The following is a 19,238-nucleotide window of genomic DNA, read 5'->3' as shown; positions in this document are numbered from 1 at the left end:
GCTGTTCTTCTCATGCTTCGGTCAGGGCGGCCGTGCCCAATACTTCGCCCGATGGGCCCGCGATGGGCGATCCGCCGGGCGGCTCTTCGCTGATGGCCAAGGTCGCGCCGGGCAGATCAGACTGCAGGTTTTCGGGCACGCGCAGGTCGGCCAGGGTGCCCTCGGGCAACACACCCAATGACACAGGCGCGGGTGGATCGCCGGTAATCACCCACAATTGCAAAACCCGCCCGGCCGGCGCCGCGCCTGCGGCACGTTCAACCCGCAAATCACCAGATTGCGCACTGTAAGACACATTCAGAACCAAAGCGCCCTCTTGCGCCGAAATGCCGGCAAAATATCCAGGTTCAAACGGGGTCGGCAAACGCATATCGGGCAGTTGCACAACCAATGCCACAACCAGCGCCAAAGCCACCGCGCCCCCGCCAAACAACCGCATCGGTGAAAATCTGCGCAAACGTACCGGTTCCGTTGTTATCGGCTGTACCGCCTGCGCCAGCCTTCTGCGCAGGGATTTGGGCGGCGCAACCGGCGTGATCTCACTGCTCAAACCGGCGAAATGGTTTGCCCAGAACGCCAAACGCTGCCGCAACCCGCCTTCAAGCTCAAGGCGCGCCTCAAACGCGGCCCGGTCCTCGGGTGACAACACATGCAGCGCGTATTCCGCCGCCAGCATGTCGTCATTGTGTTCGGGGTCCAATTTCGTCATCGGCTCAGGCACTCTTTTAGGGTTTGCAGACTGCGGCGCAGCCATGTTCGCATGGTATTCAGCGGCACATCATAATGATCGGCCAACTCCTGATAGGTCAGCCCGTCAAGATAGGCGCCGCGCACGGCCCCCGCCCTGTCGGATTGCAGTTCTTTCAGACAGCCCTGCACCCGGGCCGCCTCTGACGCGGCGATGGCAGAGGCTTCCGGTGTCGGGCCCGGGTCGGGCAAAACATCGGCCAAATCCAACGACTCGCCCCGTGTTTTACGCGCCCGCAACCGATCAATCGCGCCGTTGCGGGCAATTGTGATCAACCAGGTCATCGGCGAAAATCCGTTCACCTTATAACGATCAGCATTGCGCCAAATCTTCAGAAACACATCCTGCAGCACATCTTCCGCCTCGGCCTTGTCCCTTAGAACACGTAAGCAGACCCCAAATAGTTTCGCGCCCGTCGCATCATAAAGCGAAAGAAACGCCGCGCGGTCCTGGCGCGCGGTGGCCAAGATCAAATGTTCGATGTCCTCTGGGGTGGTCATGTGTCCTCCGGGGCTACGGGACAGTTAAATCAAAACTCGCGCCCCGTTGCCAGCACCATCACTGAATTCTGGGCCCCTTGCCCTTGCACCCGTTCAGGATATGTTGCACCACCTGATGGATATGGGTGCCCCGCCCGGGTGCCACGCGGAGAGGAAAACAACCATGGCGGACGGCACGATCGACATTAATGCAAAACCCACCGAAGACATTTCGCTGCGCGAAGTGTTCGGCATTGACAGCGATATGAAGGTCAAAGGATTTGCCGACCGATCAGACCGCGTGCCGGAAACCGATTCAACCTACAAGTTCGATCCCGACACGACCCTGGCGATCCTTGCCGGGTTCGCCCACAACCGCCGCGTCATGATCCAAGGGTATCACGGCACCGGCAAATCCACCCATATCGAACAGGTCGCATCGCGCCTGAACTGGCCGTGTGTACGCGTCAACCTTGACAGTCACATCAGCCGGATCGACCTGATCGGCAAAGACGCGATCAAGCTGAAAGACGGCGTGCAGGTCACCGAATTTCAGGAAGGCATTCTGCCCTGGGCCCTGCGCAACCCCACCGCGATCGTGTTTGACGAATACGATGCCGGGCGCGCCGATGTGATGTTCGTGATCCAGCGGGTGCTTGAGGTTGACGGCAAACTCACCCTGCTTGACCAAAACAAGGTGATCACACCCCACCCCTATTTCCGTCTGTTTGCCACCGCCAACACCGTGGGCCTCGGCGATACCACGGGCCTCTATCACGGCACACAGCAAATCAACCAGGGCCAGATGGACCGTTGGTCACTTGTTGCCACGTTGAATTATCTGTCCCATGATGCCGAAGCGGCGATCGTTTTGTCAAAGGTGCCCGCGTACAACACCGAAGCCGGGCGCAAGATCGTAAGCCAAATGGTCACCGTCGCCGATCTGACGCGCACCGCGTTCATGAATGGCGATCTGTCCACCGTCATGTCACCTCGCACGGTGATTGCATGGGGCCAGAACGCCAGCATCTTCCGCGATGTCGGCTATGCCTTCCGCCTGACGTTCCTGAATAAATGTGACGAGCTTGAGCGTGAAACCGTCGCCGAATTCTATCAGCGTTGCTTTGACGAAGAGCTTCCCGAAAGTGCCGCCAGCATCGCACTGGGCTGAAACGTCTGAATTTGGATATTTAGAGCAAGAAAAAACGGAACTGATTTTTTCTTGCTTCAAATATCCCGGGGTCCGGGGCAGCGCCCCGGGTCGCTTGCCAAATCGCGCAAAAGGGTGATCATCGCACCATGGTTCAGAAAAACGACAACCCCGCCGATCCGTTCAAAAAAGCCCTCGCCGAGGCCACCAAAACCATGGCCAACGACAGCGATATGTCGGTGACCTATTCGGTGGATCCGCCAGGCATGACCGACGACTCGGTGCGCCTGCCGCAAATCACCCGGCGCATGACCCGGGATGAGGTGTTATTGGCGCGCGGAACCGCTGATGCCTATGCCCTGCGGCGCCGTCATCACAATGCCAGCACCTTCAACCGTTATGCCCCCCAGGGGCAGATGGCGCGCGATTTGTACGAAGCGATGGAAGAGGCCCGGTGCGAAGCGGTGGGCGCGCGCACCATGCCCGGCACCGCCGGAAACATTGACGCGAAGATCGCCCATGAATCCACCCGCAAAGGGTATGCCCAGATCACCAAAGCCGCCGACGCCCCGCTATCGGTGGCGGCGGGGCATTTGATCAGGCATCTCGCAACCGGGCGCGACCTGCCCGAAGGTGCGGCCAATGTCATGAACCTCTGGCGCGGATTTCTGGAGGAAAAGGCAGGCGGCACACTGGAGGGGTTGCAGGCCACCTTGGCCGATCAGGCCGCATTTGCCCGGTTCACCCGTCAGGTCATCGAAGATTTGGGATATGGCGATCAGTTGGGTGATGATCCCGATGCCGAAGACGACACCGAAGACGAGGCCGAATCCCAGGACGACGATTCTGAAAACCCCGACAGTCAGGATCAGGGCGACGACGACGCCGAAGACAGCGAAGCATCGCCCGAGCAATCCCAAGAGCAGACTCAGGATGCCGCGCAAGCCCAGGTTACGCTGGATGATATGGCCGACACCGAGATGGGCGACGAGGCAGAAATGCCCGACGGCGACGCCCCGTTTGAACCCCCGCCCCCACCGCCCCCGTCGGCGGCCGATCCGAATTATCTGGTCTATCTCAGCACCCATGACGAAGAAATCCGCGCCGAAGATCTGGCCGAACCTGCAGAATTGGAACGCCTGCGCGCCTATCTGGATCAGCAGCTTGAGCCGCTGAAAGGTGCGGTTTCGCGTCTGGCCAACAAATTGCAGCGCCGGTTGCAGGCTCAGCAATCGCGCAGTTGGGAATTTGACCTCGAAGAGGGCACTTTGGATGCCGGGCGTCTGGCCCGCGTGGTGGCAAACCCGACAACACCGTTGTCGTTCAAACGCGAAAAAGACACCGAATTTCGCGATACCTGCGTCACTCTGCTGCTCGACAATTCCGGGTCAATGCGGGGTCGCCCGATTTCGATTGCTGCGATCTGCGCCGATGTTCTGGCGCGCACGTTGGAACGCTGCCAGGTCAAGGTTGAAATTCTGGGCTTTACCACCCGCGCCTGGAAGGGCGGGCAAGCCCGCGAGGCATGGTTGGCCGCCGGACGCCCCACCGCGCCCGGGCGCCTGAACGATCTGCGCCATATCATTTATAAATCCGCCGATGCGCCCTGGCGGCGGGCCCGGCCCAATCTGGGCTTGATGATGAAAGAGGGGCTGTTGAAGGAAAACATCGACGGCGAAGCGTTGGAATGGGCACATCGCCGTCTGTCCTCCCGTCATGAATCCCGCAAGATTCTGATGGTGATTTCCGATGGCGCACCGGTCGATGACAGCACGCTGTCGGTGAACCCGGCGAATTATCTGGAAAAACACCTGCGTGATGTGATTGCCATGGTGGAAAAGAAAAAACAGGTTGAGCTGTTGGCCATCGGCATTGGCCATGATGTGACCCGTTATTACGACCGGGCGGTCACGATCACCGATGTCGAACAATTGGCGGGCGCGATGACTGAGCAACTGGCCTCTTTGTTCGATACGGACCCGCGGGCGCGCGCCCGTGTCATGGGGATGAAACGCGCCAAATGACGCGGCGGCGCCGGTTGGCGGGCCGAGGATTTGGATATTTTTAGCAAGAAAAAGCCGGGGGCGATGTGTGATGTTTCAAAGTTTTGAGATTGCGACATCGCCCGGCACCGGGCCTTCACGGCTATCGTCACTGCGCGCGGAAATGGCGGCAGAAGGGCTGGATGGGTTTCTTGTGCCCCGCGCAGATGCGCACCAGGGCGAATATGTCGCGCCGCGCGACGCGCGCCTGGCCTGGCTGACCGGGTTCACCGGATCGGCCGGATTTTGCGCGGTTTTGGCCGATCAGGCGGGTGTGTTTGTTGATGGCCGTTACCGGGTGCAGGTGCGCCAACAGGTGGCCGATGTGTTCACCCCGGTGGATTGGCCGGAACAACCGCTGTTAGGCTGGCTGGAATCGCGGGTCAAGGCGGAAGGGAAAGTGGGGTTTGATCCATGGTTGCACACCGCCGCCGAAGTGGCCAGTTGGGCCGGTGCCGCCGTTGAGTTTGTGCCGGTTGATAATCTGATTGACCGGATTTGGCCCGATCAACCAGCCCCCCCCTGTGGTACGGCAGAACCCTATCCCGAAGCATTCGCCGGACGCTCATCCTGCGAAAAATGCGCCGATATGGCAGAGATATTGCGCAATTCGGACCACAAGGCGGTGGTTTTGACCCTGCCAGACAGTATTTGTTGGCTGCTTAACCTGCGCGGCCACGATATTGAGCGTAACCCGGTGATGCACGCCTTCGCGATTTTACACGATGACGGCGCAGTGACCCTGTTTGTGGAACCCGCCAAGGTGGCGGAAATCACGTTGGGTGATGCTGTTGCAGTGCGCCCCGTTGCCGAATTTGAAACAGCACTGGCCAACCTGAGCGGCCCGGTACGGTTGGACAAGGCCAGCGTGCCGTTTGCAGTGGCCGAGATTTTGAACAATGCCAATGTCGATGTGGCGTATGAGGGCGACCCCTGTATCATCGCCAAGGCCTGTAAATCCAATGCCGAAATCGCCGCGACCCGCGCCGCACATTTGCGCGATGGCGCCGCGATGTGCGCGTTCTTGCATTGGCTCGCACAGGCCGAAGAACGGGTGATCGCGGGCGAACGGATCAGCGAGATTGATGTGGTCACCGCGTTAGAGGGGTTTCGCCGCGACACAAACCAACTGCGCGATATCAGCTTTGACACGATTGCAGGCGCGGGGCCAAACGGGGCCATCGTGCATTACAAGGTCAATCAGGACAGCAACCGCGATCTGGTGGCGGGCGAATTGTTGTTGGTGGATTCAGGCGGTCAATATCTGGACGGAACCACCGATATTACCCGCACCATGGCGATCGGCACGCCCGATGACATCCAACGGTCGTGTTATACCCGCGTTCTTCAGGGTATGATCGCACTCAGCAGGGCGCGGTGGCCGCGCGGATGTTCGGGGCGCGATCTGGATGCGCTGGCGCGCTTTCCCTTGTGGGTGGCCGGGTTGGATTATGACCATGGTACTGGCCACGGCGTAGGGGTGTATTTATGCGTGCACGAAGGCCCGCAGCGCATTTCGCGCGCCAGCGATGTGCCTTTGCAGCCCGGCATGATCCTGAGCAACGAGCCGGGGTATTACCGCGAGGGTGCGTTTGGCATTCGCATCGAAAACCTGATCGTGGTGCAACAGGCCCCTGCCTTGGGCGACAATCGCGACCAGTTGAGTTTTGAAACGCTGACATGGGTACCGTTTGAGCGGCGGTTGATTGATCTGGCGGCCCTGTCGGGGGATGAGCGTGCCTGGATCAATGCCTATCATGAACAGGTTGCGGCGCGAATCGGGCCGTTGGTAACGGGGGATGTGGCCGATTGGCTGGCCCGGGCAACAGCACCGCTTTAGCGCGGGACATATTGTGCCAATGGAAGTTCGAGATTTGGTGGGCTAAACTCCACCGTCACATCAAGGGAGAGCGGCAGAATGGCCGAGCATATCAAAATAAGACCGGCAGGCGGCACCTGGAGCATTCGCGCGGGCGGCGCCGTGATCGGCGAAACGTCGAACGCAATGGAATTGATTGAAACCGACCTTGCGCCGGTCATTTACATTCCGCGCGCCGATCTGGCCATGGCGTTTCTTGAACCGTCCGACAGCCACACCCATTGCCCGGCCAAGGGCGATGCCAGATATTTTTCCGTGGTCACCAAAAGCGAAACGATCCGCGACGCGGCCTGGAGCTATGAAACACCCGGCGCGGGGTTTGAACCCATTGCCGGGCATCTGGCCTTTGTTGCATCGGAAAAGGTGGCCGTCGAACAAATTTAGCGCTGCGCATGTTCCATGGCGCGGATCAGATCCTGAATCACCGTCTGCGCCCTGGATCGAAACACTATGATGCGGATTTATCGTTTGAAATCTGGGGCATGCTGGCGCTGATCTGGCCCAACAGGGTGCACGCGGTATGGCCCGGATTAAACCTGGCCGGGCGCGTATCAATCGGGCAAGGCCATGCAACGTGCGCAATGGCGCAGATTGAATCGCTTTTGCCTGTCAAGCGGGGCGACCGGAGACAAACCGGAACGGGCAATCGGCCAATACCGCCGCGCCGGTATAGGGAAATTCGCGCAGATCAGCGGCATGACTTAATCCGCATTTCTGTCAAAAAAGTTTGCACGAGCGCTCTGCCTTTGGCAACCTGACCCGAACGCCCCTGACAGTGAAAGTTCTGTTCTCATGCTCAAACCCATTCTCCTTTCGCTTTGCCTGGCTTTGACACTGCCGGGAATGGCCCGCGCGCAGGATGGGGATGCCGCCGCGTTGCTGAGCACTCAGGTAGGTCAGGCGTTTGGCATACCAATGATCAACGGACGGCTGTTGACCAGCACAATCACCGGGAAATCCCAAGAGCATTTGAAAAGAAACCAACGTCAGCCCGATGAATTGGCCAATGCCTTGGCCAAGGGTTGGGGGCTGTTTGGCCAAATGCAGATGTATCGCGGCGCCGAAAACCCTGACAATGGTAGCCTGGAATTGGCCCGATATGTGCTTGATACCCAAGGGCGCATGTATTTCCTGACTCAAATGGGCGTGGCCAACATGGCCCCTGCCGAAAGCGCCGAAAGCTTTGAACGCTGGATGAAGCAACAGGCCGATGAGTTTCATCGCGCCGCGTTTTATAAGAACATGAAGGCGATTTACGGTGCCGGTGGCCCGGTTGTGGGCGAGATCCTGGTCGAGATGCACACGTCCGTTTCGTTTGGAGAAATCAATCCGACGACCGGCGCATTGCAAATCAGAAATATCGCACCGGCATTTCAACGGATCGGCTATTTGCACAATCTCGGATCGTTCCAATATAAAATGGACGATATCGAGCAGAAAACACATTTGAATCTGCCCCCCGCCAACGCCGTTGACATCGTCCGCGCCATGACCAGATCAAAATATGGCGACACTCGCGAGGCGTATCTGGTCATTCGCGGCACTCTCAGCCTTTCGGGCACAGCGCGCGAAGCCAATATTTGGACGCCACAAGAGGTGGTTCTGTATCTTGATCCACTGTTGCAACGGCCCCTGCCCGGTTTTGGATTAAGTGATTTTTATCTCGATCTGGGCATTGCCCGGCGCGCCGCCGAAAAGGCGGCAGTTGAGGCCGCCGAGGCCGCCGCACGCCGCGCCGCCGAAGCGGCGCTAACCGTGGCGACCAACGAAGAAAAGCGCCGGTATGAATTGCAACAGGCGTTTCAGGCGCGCAGCCTTGATATTTTGGGGCTGACCCTGGGCCAGAACGAAGACGCGGCGCGCGCGCTGTTGGCCGATCGTTACCAGCTAAGCACAACCCAAGCCACGCCCGCCCATGATTTAACCACCTGTGGGGTTCTGTTCACCCGGCTAGAGCGGGATTTGCGGGCACAGACCAGCACGCTGAGCCAAAATGCCGGGCGCAGTGATGGCACTTTAACCCCCGAAGATGCCGAACTTATCGCGACCCGCCGCGCCGAACGTTTGGCGAATATGCCGCCTGAATGCCAGATTGACACCGACCCGCTTTCACAAAGCTTTACCGCCAACCGCGCCCATGGCGGCGGCATCACCGATGAAATCCGGGTCTATCTGGGCAAAAACGCTCCGCGCGATGGACAGGTGATCGCGGTGGCGCGGGTGTTGAATTGGAACGGTGCCACGGTGGATGTCATCGCCCAGATGGAGCAGAAATACGGCGCCGCCGGTGCATTCGCGCCCAGCGATACACAGCGGTTTTGGGTTGACGATATCGATGCATTCCTGCGGATGGAACAGGATCGCGATTTTGCCGAAACCTGTGTGCCCCTGCGGCTTTGGCAACAATCAGGCAGTGTTCTGCCCGCCGCCAATGTGGCGCGGGCTTGTGGGGCTTATATCGGGCTTGCGGCGGGGCGCGACAGGGCCGAAATTCAACTGGTGGATGCCACATTCATCAGCGACGCCGCCAAAACCGCGCAGGCCGCTGTTGAGGCCGCCAAAGCCGCACCCGCCGTTGAAATCGAATTTTAACCGTTCATGCAGGTTGTGCAGTGGGGCGGCTCCCTGCCGCAACCATGCCCAGCTTTTTCGCCCGGATCGCGCCAGACAGGCTTCCAACCGCGATTGCCGGTTAACCCCTTTTTAGGCATGGGCAGGGCATTATAGGTCATCACAGGTTCCGAATTGCGGCTATGGTCCGACGCTAAAAAGTCACCGGCAATTTGGCGAGGGGCCAAATGTGTCTACGGATCGCGATAGGCGGCGGCGCGCTGTGACGGGTCCAAAACCGCGGGCGTGACCAATGGCGTTCCGTCGGGATTGAAAAACGGGTGCGGGTACACTGTGCCCGTGGCATAGGCCATGGCGGTACGGCGCAACATGCCCCACGCCATGATCGCCATGCCTCGGTCTTTTGTCGGCGCGCCGGGTTCGCGCAGGGCGTATTTGGTAAACCCGTGGGATTGCACCGGCCCAAGCGCGGCTGGGTCACTGAACACGGGCCGCCAAAATCCGATGAACGGCATTTTTGCCGTGCCAACCGTGTTGGCCAGGGGGCGATTGCAACAGGCCGCATACCATCGGTGCAGCCCTTTTGGCGACAGCCGCAGGCAGGCAATATATTCGCCTCCAAGGTCAATGGTGGCGCGCGATGACAAGGTTTGATAAAGCGCGCTGCCACCGCCCGGCAACAATTGATCAAGTTGGCCCAGATGGCGCGCGGCGGCGCGACAATCGGCGCAATAACAGACCAGATGGCACCCTGCCCCCGGCCCAACGCCGCGCAAATTGCCCTGAACGCGGCCACATTTGCAGCGAAACGATACATCCCTGGCCATCGCTTTCCCCTCTGAATGGCTGCGAATCATCCGAAAACTTGACCTGATGTTAACCGCTCCCGGTTTATACAGAGCGCGGCCTTTGAACAGGCTATGGCAGAATAGGTTCAAATTGTAGTGACATTGTAAACAGTAATAGGCCCGGGCGGAAATCGGTGACAGGCGCGGTTTTATGGCGCGGGTTTGACCCGGTGTCGCCACATTCCTGCCTGAATTGCAGCGCCTTTTAAAAATTATGCGAAATACGACGCGATAAAACCCGGTTCCGGGCCAAATGCGAGGGTAGTGATGTCAATCAAGGTTACTGAAACGCCGGCCATGACCCATCGGTTCGCCCGCGAAGAAGACGGATCCCTGACCGCTTTTGCGCTGCTTCTGTTTATCTGCATGGTAATCATCGGCGGTATTTCGATCGATATCATGGTGTTTGAAAACAACCGCACCCGCCTGCAAAACCTGAGCGATCGTGCCGCGCTGGCCGCCGCCGATCTGGATCAGGACCTGCCCGCGCAACAGATTGTCGCCTCCTATTTCGAAAAAGAAGGGATGGATGCCTATTTAAAAGATGTGCGGGTGACCCAGGGGGTCAACAATCGCACGGTTCACATTGAAACGGAAAAGGTGCAGCGCACCATGTTTCTGAATTTCTGGAACCACACCGGGATTGATACCCTGACGCCCCGTTCGACCTCGGTCGCGACCGAGGCGCGCACCGATCTGGAAATCTCGCTTGTGCTGGATGTGTCCAATTCCATGAATTGGGCCAGTACCGCCGTTGGCAGCACGTCAAAACTGGCCGATATGAAATCGGCCGCCACCCGGTTTGTCGACAAGGTGTACACATCGGGCGATCCGGATCGCATCACCATGAACCTGGTGCCCTATTCCACCCATGTGAACGCGGGCCCTGAAATCATGGATGAACTGGGGGTGAGCCAGAATCACGATTATTCCCACTGTCTGGCGTTTGAAAATGCCGATTTTGACGAAACAGTCATCCGGGCCGATGATGCCTACGGTCACACGATGCATTTCGATCAGTGGTATTCCAACCAAACACCCCAGCTTTATGTTTGCCGCGCCGAGGATGATCAGATCGTCAAACCAGTGATGAGCGACCCTGACGCGATCAAAGGCGCGATCAATGATCTGGTGGCCGATGGCAACACGTCGATCGAGATCGGATTGAAATGGGGCGCCGCGTTTCTGGACCCGAGCGCACGGCGGATCACCACCCGTCTTGCAGATATCGGCGAGGTCGAAGATGCACATCGCGATCGGCCCTATAACTGGAATCGTGGCAACACCGAAAAATTTATCGTGGTTCTGACCGATGGCGTGAACACCACCCAGCAGGAAATCAATCCAGATTATGCCAGCGGCCCGTCGGGCATGTGGCGGTGGACCCCTGCACCGCTGTTGCCGGTGCATTTTTATTCTTGGGACAGCCCGGAAGACGGCGATGAGGACGGCGATGGCATCCATAACGAACGCTATTGGACCCGCGGTTTCACCATACCGCGCAGTGTGACGGGCCTGTCCAGCAATGTCACCATTGCCCGGGGTTGGACCAACGATCCCATTGGTCTGGATCTTTCCCAACTTGAAGTCACGAACGGCAATGCATGGCAGCGTGCGGCACTGAAAAGGGCGCTGGTCAACGCGCTCAGCCCCACAAACCAGCCGCCCGTCGAGTTGGATTATGCCAGCCTGTGGAATGAAATGGCGGTGCGCCACTTTGCCAGCAGTTGGGTGCGCACGCGGCACAATTCGTCCAGGCCGATGAACCAGTTTTATCGCGATGTCTGGCGCGCCGTCGAAGGGCCGACCAAAGATACCCGGCTTTTGACCCTGTGCAACGAATTGCGCGACCAGGGGGCGACGATTTTCACCATCGGCTTTGAAGTCACCAACCATTCGGCCGGTATTATGGGCCAATGCGCGAGTACACCGAATTATTTCATTCGCGTTGTCGGCGATAACCTGGAAGCCGCGTTTGACCAGATTGCCAATACGATTTCCAAACTGAGGCTGACACAATGAAACGGCTTTTCACCCTTTTGCGCCGGTTTCGCCGCGACGAAGACGGCGGGCCAACGATTGAGTTCATTATCCTGGTCACGCCGATCATCTGGATGTTCATGTCCGGGGCCGAGGCCGGCCTTTTGAACATGCGCAGCGTGATGTTGGAGCGTGGCACCGATATTGCCATGCGCGCCGTACGCATCAACCCCAACAGGCCCCCCACCCATGATCAGGTGAAACAACTGATCTGCGATCAGGCGTTGCTGATTCCCGATTGCATGGAAAACCTGCGCGTTGAATTGCGCAATGTCCCCCGCGGCCAGTGGAACACGATTGGCCCGGCTGTCGAATGCCAGGATCGCAGCGATACCATTGCACCGATTACCCGGTTCGTGCCCGGCCAGCCCAGTGCGCTGATGTTGGTGCGCGCCTGCGTCAAGGTGCGCCCAATCTTTCCCACCACCGCTTTGGGTCTGATGTTGCCCAAGGACGGTGCCGGCGATTACGCCGCAATCTCGACCGCCGCCTTTGTCAATGAACCCTGAGTTTAAGGATTATCCCTATGAAACTCTGCCTAAGAAACAGCCTGAGCCGGTTTCGACACGACAGCCAAGGCAGCTATTCTGTCGAGGCGATCCTGATGTTGCCGATGTTGGCCTGGGCCATCCTGGCGATGTACAGCTATTTTGACGGGCTGCGTCTGGCCAATGTGAACGTCAAGGCGGCGCACACGATCAGTGATATCCTGTCGCGCGAAACCGATGAGGTGAATGACGCCTATATCAACGGCGCTGAAAACCTTTTTGGCTTTCTGGTAAACCGCGGATATCAGAAATCGCTGAGGATATCGGTGTTTCGCTTTGACGGGACTGACAATCAGTTCGATCTGATGTGGTCCGAGGGGCGCGGCACCGTTTCGGGATATACCCAGGCAACAGCAGGAAACGCCATTGACCGCCTGCCAGTCACCGCCGATGGCGATACGGTGATCACGGTCGAAACCTGGATGGATTATCGCTCTGCCTTTGTCATGGGCCTGACCGATACGACGCTTTACAACTTTCTGGTAACCAGCCCGCGATTTGCGCCGCAACTTTTGTGGGAAGGTCAGGCCGCTGCCAACACCTGACGGTTTTCGGGTGGCAGAGCCCCAATCCTTGCCCCCGGAAAGAATGGCGGTGCCCATGCCGGGTGCCGCCGTTCCTGTTTTGGCGCAGAAAAATGAGCGGTTCCAATACCCATCAAAAACCTAAAAGATGCCATAAATCGTCGTGAAACGTCTTAATTGCGTCTAAATTCCGACGAACATCTTCGTCACACCTGATCCACGGCGGTGCATGTCCTGCATCCAAGACAACCTTGGGAGTCAGCTTGTGACACATAAAAAAGATCCAGCGAGGCCCGGCAACCGACGCTTGAATATTGCCGGATTTGCCCGCGACGAAGATGGATCGATGATATTGTTTTCGCTGTATCTGTTTATGGCGATCCTGCTTATCGGCGGGATTTCCGTTGATATCATGCGCAACGAATTTTCGCGTTTGGGGCTGCAAAACACCGTGGATACCGCAGTTTTGGCCGCCGCCGATCTGGACCAACGGCTGGATCCCACCGCAGTTGTCGAAGATTATTTCGACAAGGCCGGTTTGCGTGATCACCTGAACAGCACAACAGTGGTCGAAAACATCAATTCGCGCACTGTGACGGCTGACTCGTCCGTCGATGTCAGCACTTTGTTCATGCACACGCTTGGCATTTCGTCCATGCCTGCAAGGGCTTTTGGAACCGCCCACGAAGAAATCAGCGATATCGAAATATCGATGGTTTTGGATATTTCCGGATCAATGGGATCTGATGGGCGTCTGCCCCGGATGAAAAATGCCGCCCGCAGTTTTGTGAACACCGTGTTGTCCGATGAAAGAACCGCAGGCGCAGCAGGCGAAGTTTCACTTTCGATTGTGCCATATTCCACCCAGGTCAACGTGGGCTCTGGCATCGCTGAACAGCTGACACTCGATTACACCCACGATTATTCCCATTGCGTCGATCTTCAGGATGGCGATTACGATCACACCGAGCTGCCGCAGGAAGTCCGCAATCAAACCGGCCATTTCGATCCCTGGACACGCACATCCCCGATCAGCAAACCGGTTTGTCGCAATGATGCGCCGTTTATCGTACAGCCGGTGACCGAAAATCGCAATGCGCTGCTTGCGCAGATCGACGCGCTTGATCCCGATGGAAACACCTCTACTGAAATCGGCGCGAAATGGGGCGCGGCCCTGCTTGATCCGTCGTTTCGCCCCGTGACCCAAGGGTTGGTTGACGCGGGAAAGGTGGACCCCACGTTTGACAATCGCCCCTTCGATTATAATCATCCCAACAGCATGAAAGTGTTGGTGTTGATGACCGATGGCGCCAACACCACCCAATACGAATTGCGCGATGAATTCAGCGGCGGCCTGTCAGATGTCTGGGGTTATCAGGATTCGCGCGGGCGCTGGCGGTTTAGCGTGGATCACCCGGAAAACGGTTGGGAAGACGGCGATTGGACCGCCAATGAACGCTGGTACCTGCCTGCCTCCGACAGCTGGAACAATACCCGCGATGGCGGTGACGCAAACACAAAACAACTGACATATCCCGAACTTTGGGCATCGGCGTCAACGCAATATAACGCTTATTACATGTGGTACCGACAGAACAACAACAGCCAGGTTTATTACGACTGGTACTATGCGCCCTATCGAACAATCAGCGCCCGGACCAAAGATAATCGTCTGGTCGAAATCTGTAACGCGGCCAAGGCCAACGGCATTCTGATCTTTACCGTCGCTTTTGAAATCACCGACGAGGATGCGCGCCTGATGAAACAATGCGCCTCTTCGCCCAATCATTATTTCGACGTCGAAGGTGATGAAATCATCTATGCATTCTCTGCCATCGCCTCGACCATCAACCAACTGAGGCTGATCCAATGATCCAGCGTATGAAAAGGTTTCTGGCCCGCGAAGATGGCATTGCCTCACTCGAATTTTCGCTGATGTTTCCGATTGTCATGGGGATCTTCATGATGTCGGCGGAAATGGGCTCTATCCAACTGCGCCAAGCGATGTTGGAACGTTCAATGGATATCGTGGTGCGTGATCTGCGTCTTGGCAAACCGGAATACCGCGATCCGATCGTGTTGAAACAGGCGGTCTGTGATGAGGCGCTGCTTTTGGGCGATTGCATGGACAACATGAAATTGGAAATGGGCCCGGTCAAAACCCGCGGTTTCAGTTATTGGGAAGGCAACGGCGATTGCGTCGAGCGCAATCAGGTTTCCAACCCGGTGATCAATTTCACCTCGGGGTCAAAAAACGAAATCATGCTGATCCGATTTTGTTACCTGCACGATCCGATCTTTCCGGCAATTGGCCTTGGCGCGATTTTGCCGCCGGTTGTCAATGGCGGGTACAGAATGATGGCATCCACCTTTTTTGTGAATGAGCCGACATGAAAACTCTCACATATATCCAAAAAAAGCTGCGCCTTTTTACTGGCGATGAAAACGGCAGTTATGCGATTGAAACCGCTCTTATTGTTCCGATGTTGTTATGGGGCATGCTGGCCACATATACCTTTGTCGATGGCTACCGCATGCAGGCGCTTAACCTGCGCGCGACCTATACAATCAGCGATCTGCTGACCCGGCAATGGAATCCGGTGGATCAGGATTTCATGACCGGGCTGGGCCGCTATCACGAATTTCTGACCAACGACAGCCATGACACGAAAATGCGCATCACCGTGGTGTATTATCTTTCGGATACGGATGAGCACAAATTGGTCTGGTCCTACAGCAACGATGCGTCAAAACCCAAAACGACCAAGGCCAATCTCAAGCAGTTGAAAGATGCCATTCCGGTTCTGGCCAATGCGGATACGGCAATCATCGTGGAAACCTGGATGGATTATAAACCACCCTTTGCGATTGGTCTGTCGGAAACCGAATTTGCCAACCGTGTCATCACCTCGCCAAGGTTCGTGCCACAGCTGTTGTGGACAGGCAGCACCACATCCTAGGGTTTTTGGCCTCGCGCGGCGATCCGTTCTGTCAACAACTCGGCCATGAATTTCGCCTCGCCCGCGCCGGTCACACCGCCCACCCCGATCCGGCGCGGTGTGCGCCACCACAGCCCCGGTGCCCAGCCCGGTTTGTGCCGGTGCGCCAATTTCAAAACGAATCCGCTTGACGGTTTGGCGGCAAATGTTCCGCGGTCGATGCCGGTGATGTCATCGATCCGGGCCAACAAGATACCGTCGGATGTGCGCAATTCGGTGTCGGTCAGTTCAATCCGGTTCAGGGTCGATTGCCACAGGTGCACCGCCCCCCACAGCGCCACCGTGGCAAACACCAGCAACGCCACCCGCCCCCCAAACGACGCCGCCGAAACCACGCCCATGTAAATCATCACGCCGCCCAGCGCCGTCATGATCCCAACGCCAACCACCCGGCGCATCGGAGAGGGCGAAACAACGGCGATGATATCTGACATGGGCGGGCCTCTGAATTGGGTTCCCCTGCGCCTATCCCATACCAAACCTGAAATCGAGCCGTTTCGCCAGCCACCGCAGTTTCAAAGATATCTGCGCCGCTACGTTTGGCCCTTTTCAAGGCTCAGGCACTTTTCAACCGCGCGCAAAAGATCCGCGCGCGACACGGGTTTCATCAGCCGGATATCGTCGGGCAACAACCCGTTGCCATGCACCGTCGCCTCGGAGGCATAGCCCGACAGAAAAATAAACGGCGTGTCTGGCCGCAAATCCCGGCATTCCCTGGCCAGATCCGGCCCCTGCAACCGCCCCGGCATGACGATATCGGTCACCACAAGATCAAAATCCGGGTCGGCCTGAAACTGCGCAAATGCGATATCGCCCGTGCTGGCGCTGACAATGTCATACCCGGCAGCCAATAACGTGCGCTCAAGCACCATCATCACTTCGGGTTTGTCTTCGGCCAACAATATCCGGGCGCGAGAATCCTTGCCACCTGGGGTCTTTGCCCGTTTTCTGGCGATGGCTGGCTGGGGGGATTCACCGGGCATCTCGGCCTTGAAATACAGTTTGAAACTGGTGCCTTTGCCCGGTTCTGAATACACCCGGATCGTGCCGCCTGACTGCTTCACGAACCCTTCGACCATCGACAACCCCAATCCGGTGCCTTTGCCCACCGTTTTTGTGGTGAAGAACGGATCGTAAATCTGTTCAATCACATCCGGCGCGATGCCATCGCCCGTGTCCGACACGGCCACCATTACATAACGCCCAACAGAAATGGTCTCTGATCTGGTTTCCAGATAGGTATCATCAATGCGCAAATTGGCGGTTTCAATGGTCAGTTTGCCGCCATTTTCCATCGCATCGCGGGCATTTACGATCAGATTGACCAACGTACTTTGTAACGAGCTTTGATCGACACGGATCGGCCAGATGCCAGCCTGAAGCACCGTTTCGATTTCAATATTCGAAGGAATGGTGCGCCGCATCCAGCGTTCGGTTTCGCGCACGGTCTGGTTTGGGTCCAGAACCGAGGGGGCCAGACGGGCCTTGCGGGCATAGGCCAACATGCTGTTGGTCAGATCGGCGCCGTGTTTCACCGCCTGTATCGCCGCACCGATGAAGGAATTGGCATCCTCCATATTCAGCACACCGGTTTCCGCCTCAAGTTGCAGCAGTTCAAGATTGCCCATGATCACGGCAAGAAGATTGTTGAAATCATGGGCGACACCGCCGGTCAGTTGGCCGATCGCCTCCATTTTCTGGGCTTGCTGAAGCAACTTCTGGCGCGCCCGTTCTTCGGTGATATCTTCGATCAGGGAAATGACGCCATTGCCGCTGGTGGGTACTTCGGTGGCTTTTACAATGCGCCCGTCAGGTTGGCTGTGAATCCAGGTGCGCGGCGCAACCCGGGCAGATTGCAACCGATCCTGAATGAAATCCTCTGGATTATCATAGCCAAGTTCGGCCGCAATTTCCGGGGCCGCGTTGCGCAGGATGTCTTCGAACCGGACACCGGGCACCAAAATATGCGCGCTGCGCGGCAACATGTCCTTGTAGCGCGTATTGTGCATCACCAATCTGAAATCCTGATTGTAATAAGCCAGCGCCAATGGCAACGCCGCGCTGCCTTCAAACAGGATTTCCTTTAACCGGCGCAGGGCGCGCTCGTGACGTTTGCGTTCGGAAATATCGACATGGGTGCCAACCATCCGCGCCACCTTGCCATCCCGCACCACCACGAAGGCGCGCGATAAAACATCGACCCAATGACCCAGTTTGTGTCGGATGCGAAATTCAATTTCCCGGGTAACGGATTCATCGGGCGGGGCGTGCAACATTTCCTGTTCAACCTGCGCGCGATCCTCGGGGTGGACCCGTGCCAGGATCGTCGGTTGATCCAGATCTGCGCCACTCTTTTCGTCATAGCCCAGCATTTCCAGCCAGCGCGGCGAAAGATAGGTTTCGCCGGTTTCAAAATCATGATCCCACAGCCCGTCATTGGCCCCGCGCATCGCCAATGAAAACCGTTCCTCGCTGATTCTCAGGCTCTCATTGCGCTCCGACACGCGCCGCTCAAGATCAGAGTTCAACCCTGACAATTCGTTGCGCAACCGGATGATATCTGAAATGTCGTCTTCGCTGACAACGGCCACAACCTCGCCGGTGATCGGATCGCGCCCGCGATGGGCCCGAACCCGGTGCATCCGTTTGCCCGCCAGCGTTGCAACTTCGATTTCGGCGTCGAACACATGGGATTGCGCAATGGCGCCCAACAGATCGATTGCGCTTTCCTGACTGCCAAGGCGTTCAATGATGGCGTCATTGCCGGGGCTGCCGCCGTAACAATCGAAGGCCGGGGCGTTTTGCACCAGCAACGTGCCAGACATCGAATACATGCTGAGCATCACGCCGGAATAGCGCATCGTTTCGCGCAGGCGCACAGAGGCGGCATCGGGGCCGGTGTCATGGGTCTTGATGATTTCGATCAGCATCGCATCGCGGCCATCTTCGATCTTGATCGGTTGATAATGCAGGGCCACGGTCACCGGCTCTTCTCCGGGGTACAATGTCCAGGTTTGCGATGTCATCTGGTCACGCTCGGCCAACCACGCGATCTGGCGCAACCTGCGGCGCACGGTGGTGCTGTCCGATGAAAAATCCCGGGCTTTCAGATCGGCAAGGCTGTCAGCCTTCCAAAACGTCAGGCCAGCCGCGTTGGCCCACCACATGGAATGGCGATCCAGATCGAATATCCAGATCGGGGCGGCGAGCGCCTGAAGAATGGCAAGGTTTGAAAGATCGCCCGCGTTCAATTCCGTCATCAAGTCGCCTTATCGCAATACCAGAAGCGTACAAATCAGTCTTGCCCACCGGGCGCTGCGCCACAAGCCAAAGTTGATTCGAAGATCAAGTTGAATGAGGCGGTGTTCCACTCGCCCTTAACGGCAGCATCCGGTCACATGCAATGGTTG

General features: G+C 57.5%; 16 protein-coding genes. 11 read left to right on the top strand and 5 right to left on the bottom strand.

Annotated features, from left to right (window positions below; translation table 11 throughout):
* Positions 1–10 precede the first annotated feature (10 nt).
* Together C8265_RS07650 and C8265_RS07645 are read right to left on the bottom strand one after the other, a co-directional pair.
* Positions 11–709, bottom strand: a complete 699-nt coding sequence (locus tag C8265_RS07650) for an anti-sigma factor (RefSeq protein WP_164512299.1) — start codon at positions 707–709, stop codon at positions 11–13.
* The gene (locus tag C8265_RS07645; protein ID WP_108483416.1) at positions 706–1,248 is read right to left on the bottom strand and encodes a sigma-70 family RNA polymerase sigma factor; all 543 of its coding nucleotides are present in this window, start codon (positions 1,246–1,248) and stop codon (positions 706–708) included. The genes C8265_RS07650 and C8265_RS07645 overlap by 4 nt, the downstream gene beginning before the upstream one ends.
* 163 nt (positions 1,249–1,411) lie before the next feature.
* Here C8265_RS07645 and cobS point away from each other — a divergent pair, with 163 nt between their 5' ends.
* The 5 genes from cobS (at position 1,412) to C8265_RS07615 (ending at position 8,890) form a co-directional block, all read left to right on the top strand.
* Positions 1,412–2,398, top strand: a complete 987-nt coding sequence (cobS, locus tag C8265_RS07640; protein WP_108483415.1) for a cobaltochelatase subunit CobS — start codon at positions 1,412–1,414, stop codon at positions 2,396–2,398.
* Positions 2,399–2,526: 128 nt separating this feature from the next.
* Complete coding sequence (cobT, locus tag C8265_RS07635; protein ID WP_108483414.1) at positions 2,527–4,401, top strand: cobaltochelatase subunit CobT; 1,875 nt, start codon at positions 2,527–2,529, stop codon at positions 4,399–4,401.
* 70 nt (positions 4,402–4,471) lie between these two features.
* Complete coding sequence (locus C8265_RS07630) at positions 4,472–6,259, top strand: aminopeptidase P family protein (protein WP_108483413.1); 1,788 nt, start codon at positions 4,472–4,474, stop codon at positions 6,257–6,259.
* A gap of 78 nt (positions 6,260–6,337) precedes the next feature.
* Entirely contained in the window at positions 6,338–6,682 is a 345-nt protein-coding gene (locus C8265_RS07625) for a DUF427 domain-containing protein (protein ID WP_108483412.1), read from the top strand.
* A gap of 408 nt (positions 6,683–7,090) precedes the next feature.
* Entirely contained in the window at positions 7,091–8,890 is a 1,800-nt protein-coding gene (locus C8265_RS07615; protein ID WP_108483410.1) for a hypothetical protein, read from the top strand.
* Positions 8,891–9,102: 212 nt separating this feature from the next.
* Here C8265_RS07615 and C8265_RS07610 read toward each other — a convergent pair whose 3' ends face one another.
* On the bottom strand, positions 9,103–9,696 hold the full coding sequence (locus tag C8265_RS07610) for a DUF6151 family protein (RefSeq protein WP_108483409.1): 594 nt from the start codon (positions 9,694–9,696) through the stop codon (positions 9,103–9,105).
* Between the two features lie 288 nt (positions 9,697–9,984).
* On the opposite strand from C8265_RS07610, the gene C8265_RS07605 reads away from it, so the two are divergent.
* The 6 genes from C8265_RS07605 (at position 9,985) to C8265_RS07580 (ending at position 15,789) form a co-directional block, all read left to right on the top strand.
* Complete coding sequence (locus C8265_RS07605; RefSeq protein WP_108483408.1) at positions 9,985–11,739, top strand: pilus assembly protein TadG-related protein; 1,755 nt, start codon at positions 9,985–9,987, stop codon at positions 11,737–11,739.
* Positions 11,736–12,266, top strand: coding sequence for a TadE/TadG family type IV pilus assembly protein (locus C8265_RS07600; RefSeq protein WP_108483407.1), 531 nt, complete (start codon positions 11,736–11,738; stop codon positions 12,264–12,266). The genes C8265_RS07605 and C8265_RS07600 overlap by 4 nt, the downstream gene beginning before the upstream one ends.
* Before the next feature lie 17 nt (positions 12,267–12,283).
* Positions 12,284–12,850 carry a TadE/TadG family type IV pilus assembly protein gene (locus C8265_RS07595; protein ID WP_126623152.1) on the top strand — a complete coding sequence of 189 codons (567 nt, stop codon included), beginning with the start codon at positions 12,284–12,286 and terminating at the stop codon, positions 12,848–12,850.
* Positions 12,851–13,094: 244 nt separating this feature from the next.
* Positions 13,095–14,702, top strand: a complete 1,608-nt coding sequence (locus tag C8265_RS07590; RefSeq protein ID WP_164512298.1) for a TadE/TadG family type IV pilus assembly protein — start codon at positions 13,095–13,097, stop codon at positions 14,700–14,702.
* A gap of 8 nt (positions 14,703–14,710) precedes the next feature.
* Complete coding sequence (locus C8265_RS07585) at positions 14,711–15,223, top strand: TadE/TadG family type IV pilus assembly protein (protein WP_108483404.1); 513 nt, start codon at positions 14,711–14,713, stop codon at positions 15,221–15,223.
* Positions 15,220–15,789, top strand: a complete 570-nt coding sequence (locus C8265_RS07580) for a TadE/TadG family type IV pilus assembly protein (protein ID WP_108483403.1) — start codon at positions 15,220–15,222, stop codon at positions 15,787–15,789. Before C8265_RS07585 ends, C8265_RS07580 begins: the two co-directional genes overlap by 4 nt.
* On the opposite strand, the gene C8265_RS07575 is transcribed toward C8265_RS07580, so the two are convergent.
* The gene (locus C8265_RS07575) at positions 15,786–16,262 is read right to left on the bottom strand and encodes a hypothetical protein (protein WP_108483402.1); all 477 of its coding nucleotides are present in this window, start codon (positions 16,260–16,262) and stop codon (positions 15,786–15,788) included. The two genes, C8265_RS07580 and C8265_RS07575, sit on opposite strands and share 4 nt — an antisense overlap.
* Before the next feature lie 99 nt (positions 16,263–16,361).
* Entirely contained in the window at positions 16,362–19,088 is a 2,727-nt protein-coding gene (locus C8265_RS07570) for an ATP-binding protein (protein WP_108483401.1), read from the bottom strand.
* Positions 19,089–19,238 lie beyond the last annotated feature (150 nt).

This window comes from Oceaniglobus ichthyenteri (assembly GCF_003057885.1).
GTDB classification, from domain to species: Bacteria; Pseudomonadota; Alphaproteobacteria; order Rhodobacterales; family Rhodobacteraceae; genus Oceaniglobus; species Oceaniglobus ichthyenteri.
The sequence above is the reverse complement of the archived record's forward strand: the minus strand, read 5'-3'. Positions and strand labels throughout refer to the sequence as shown.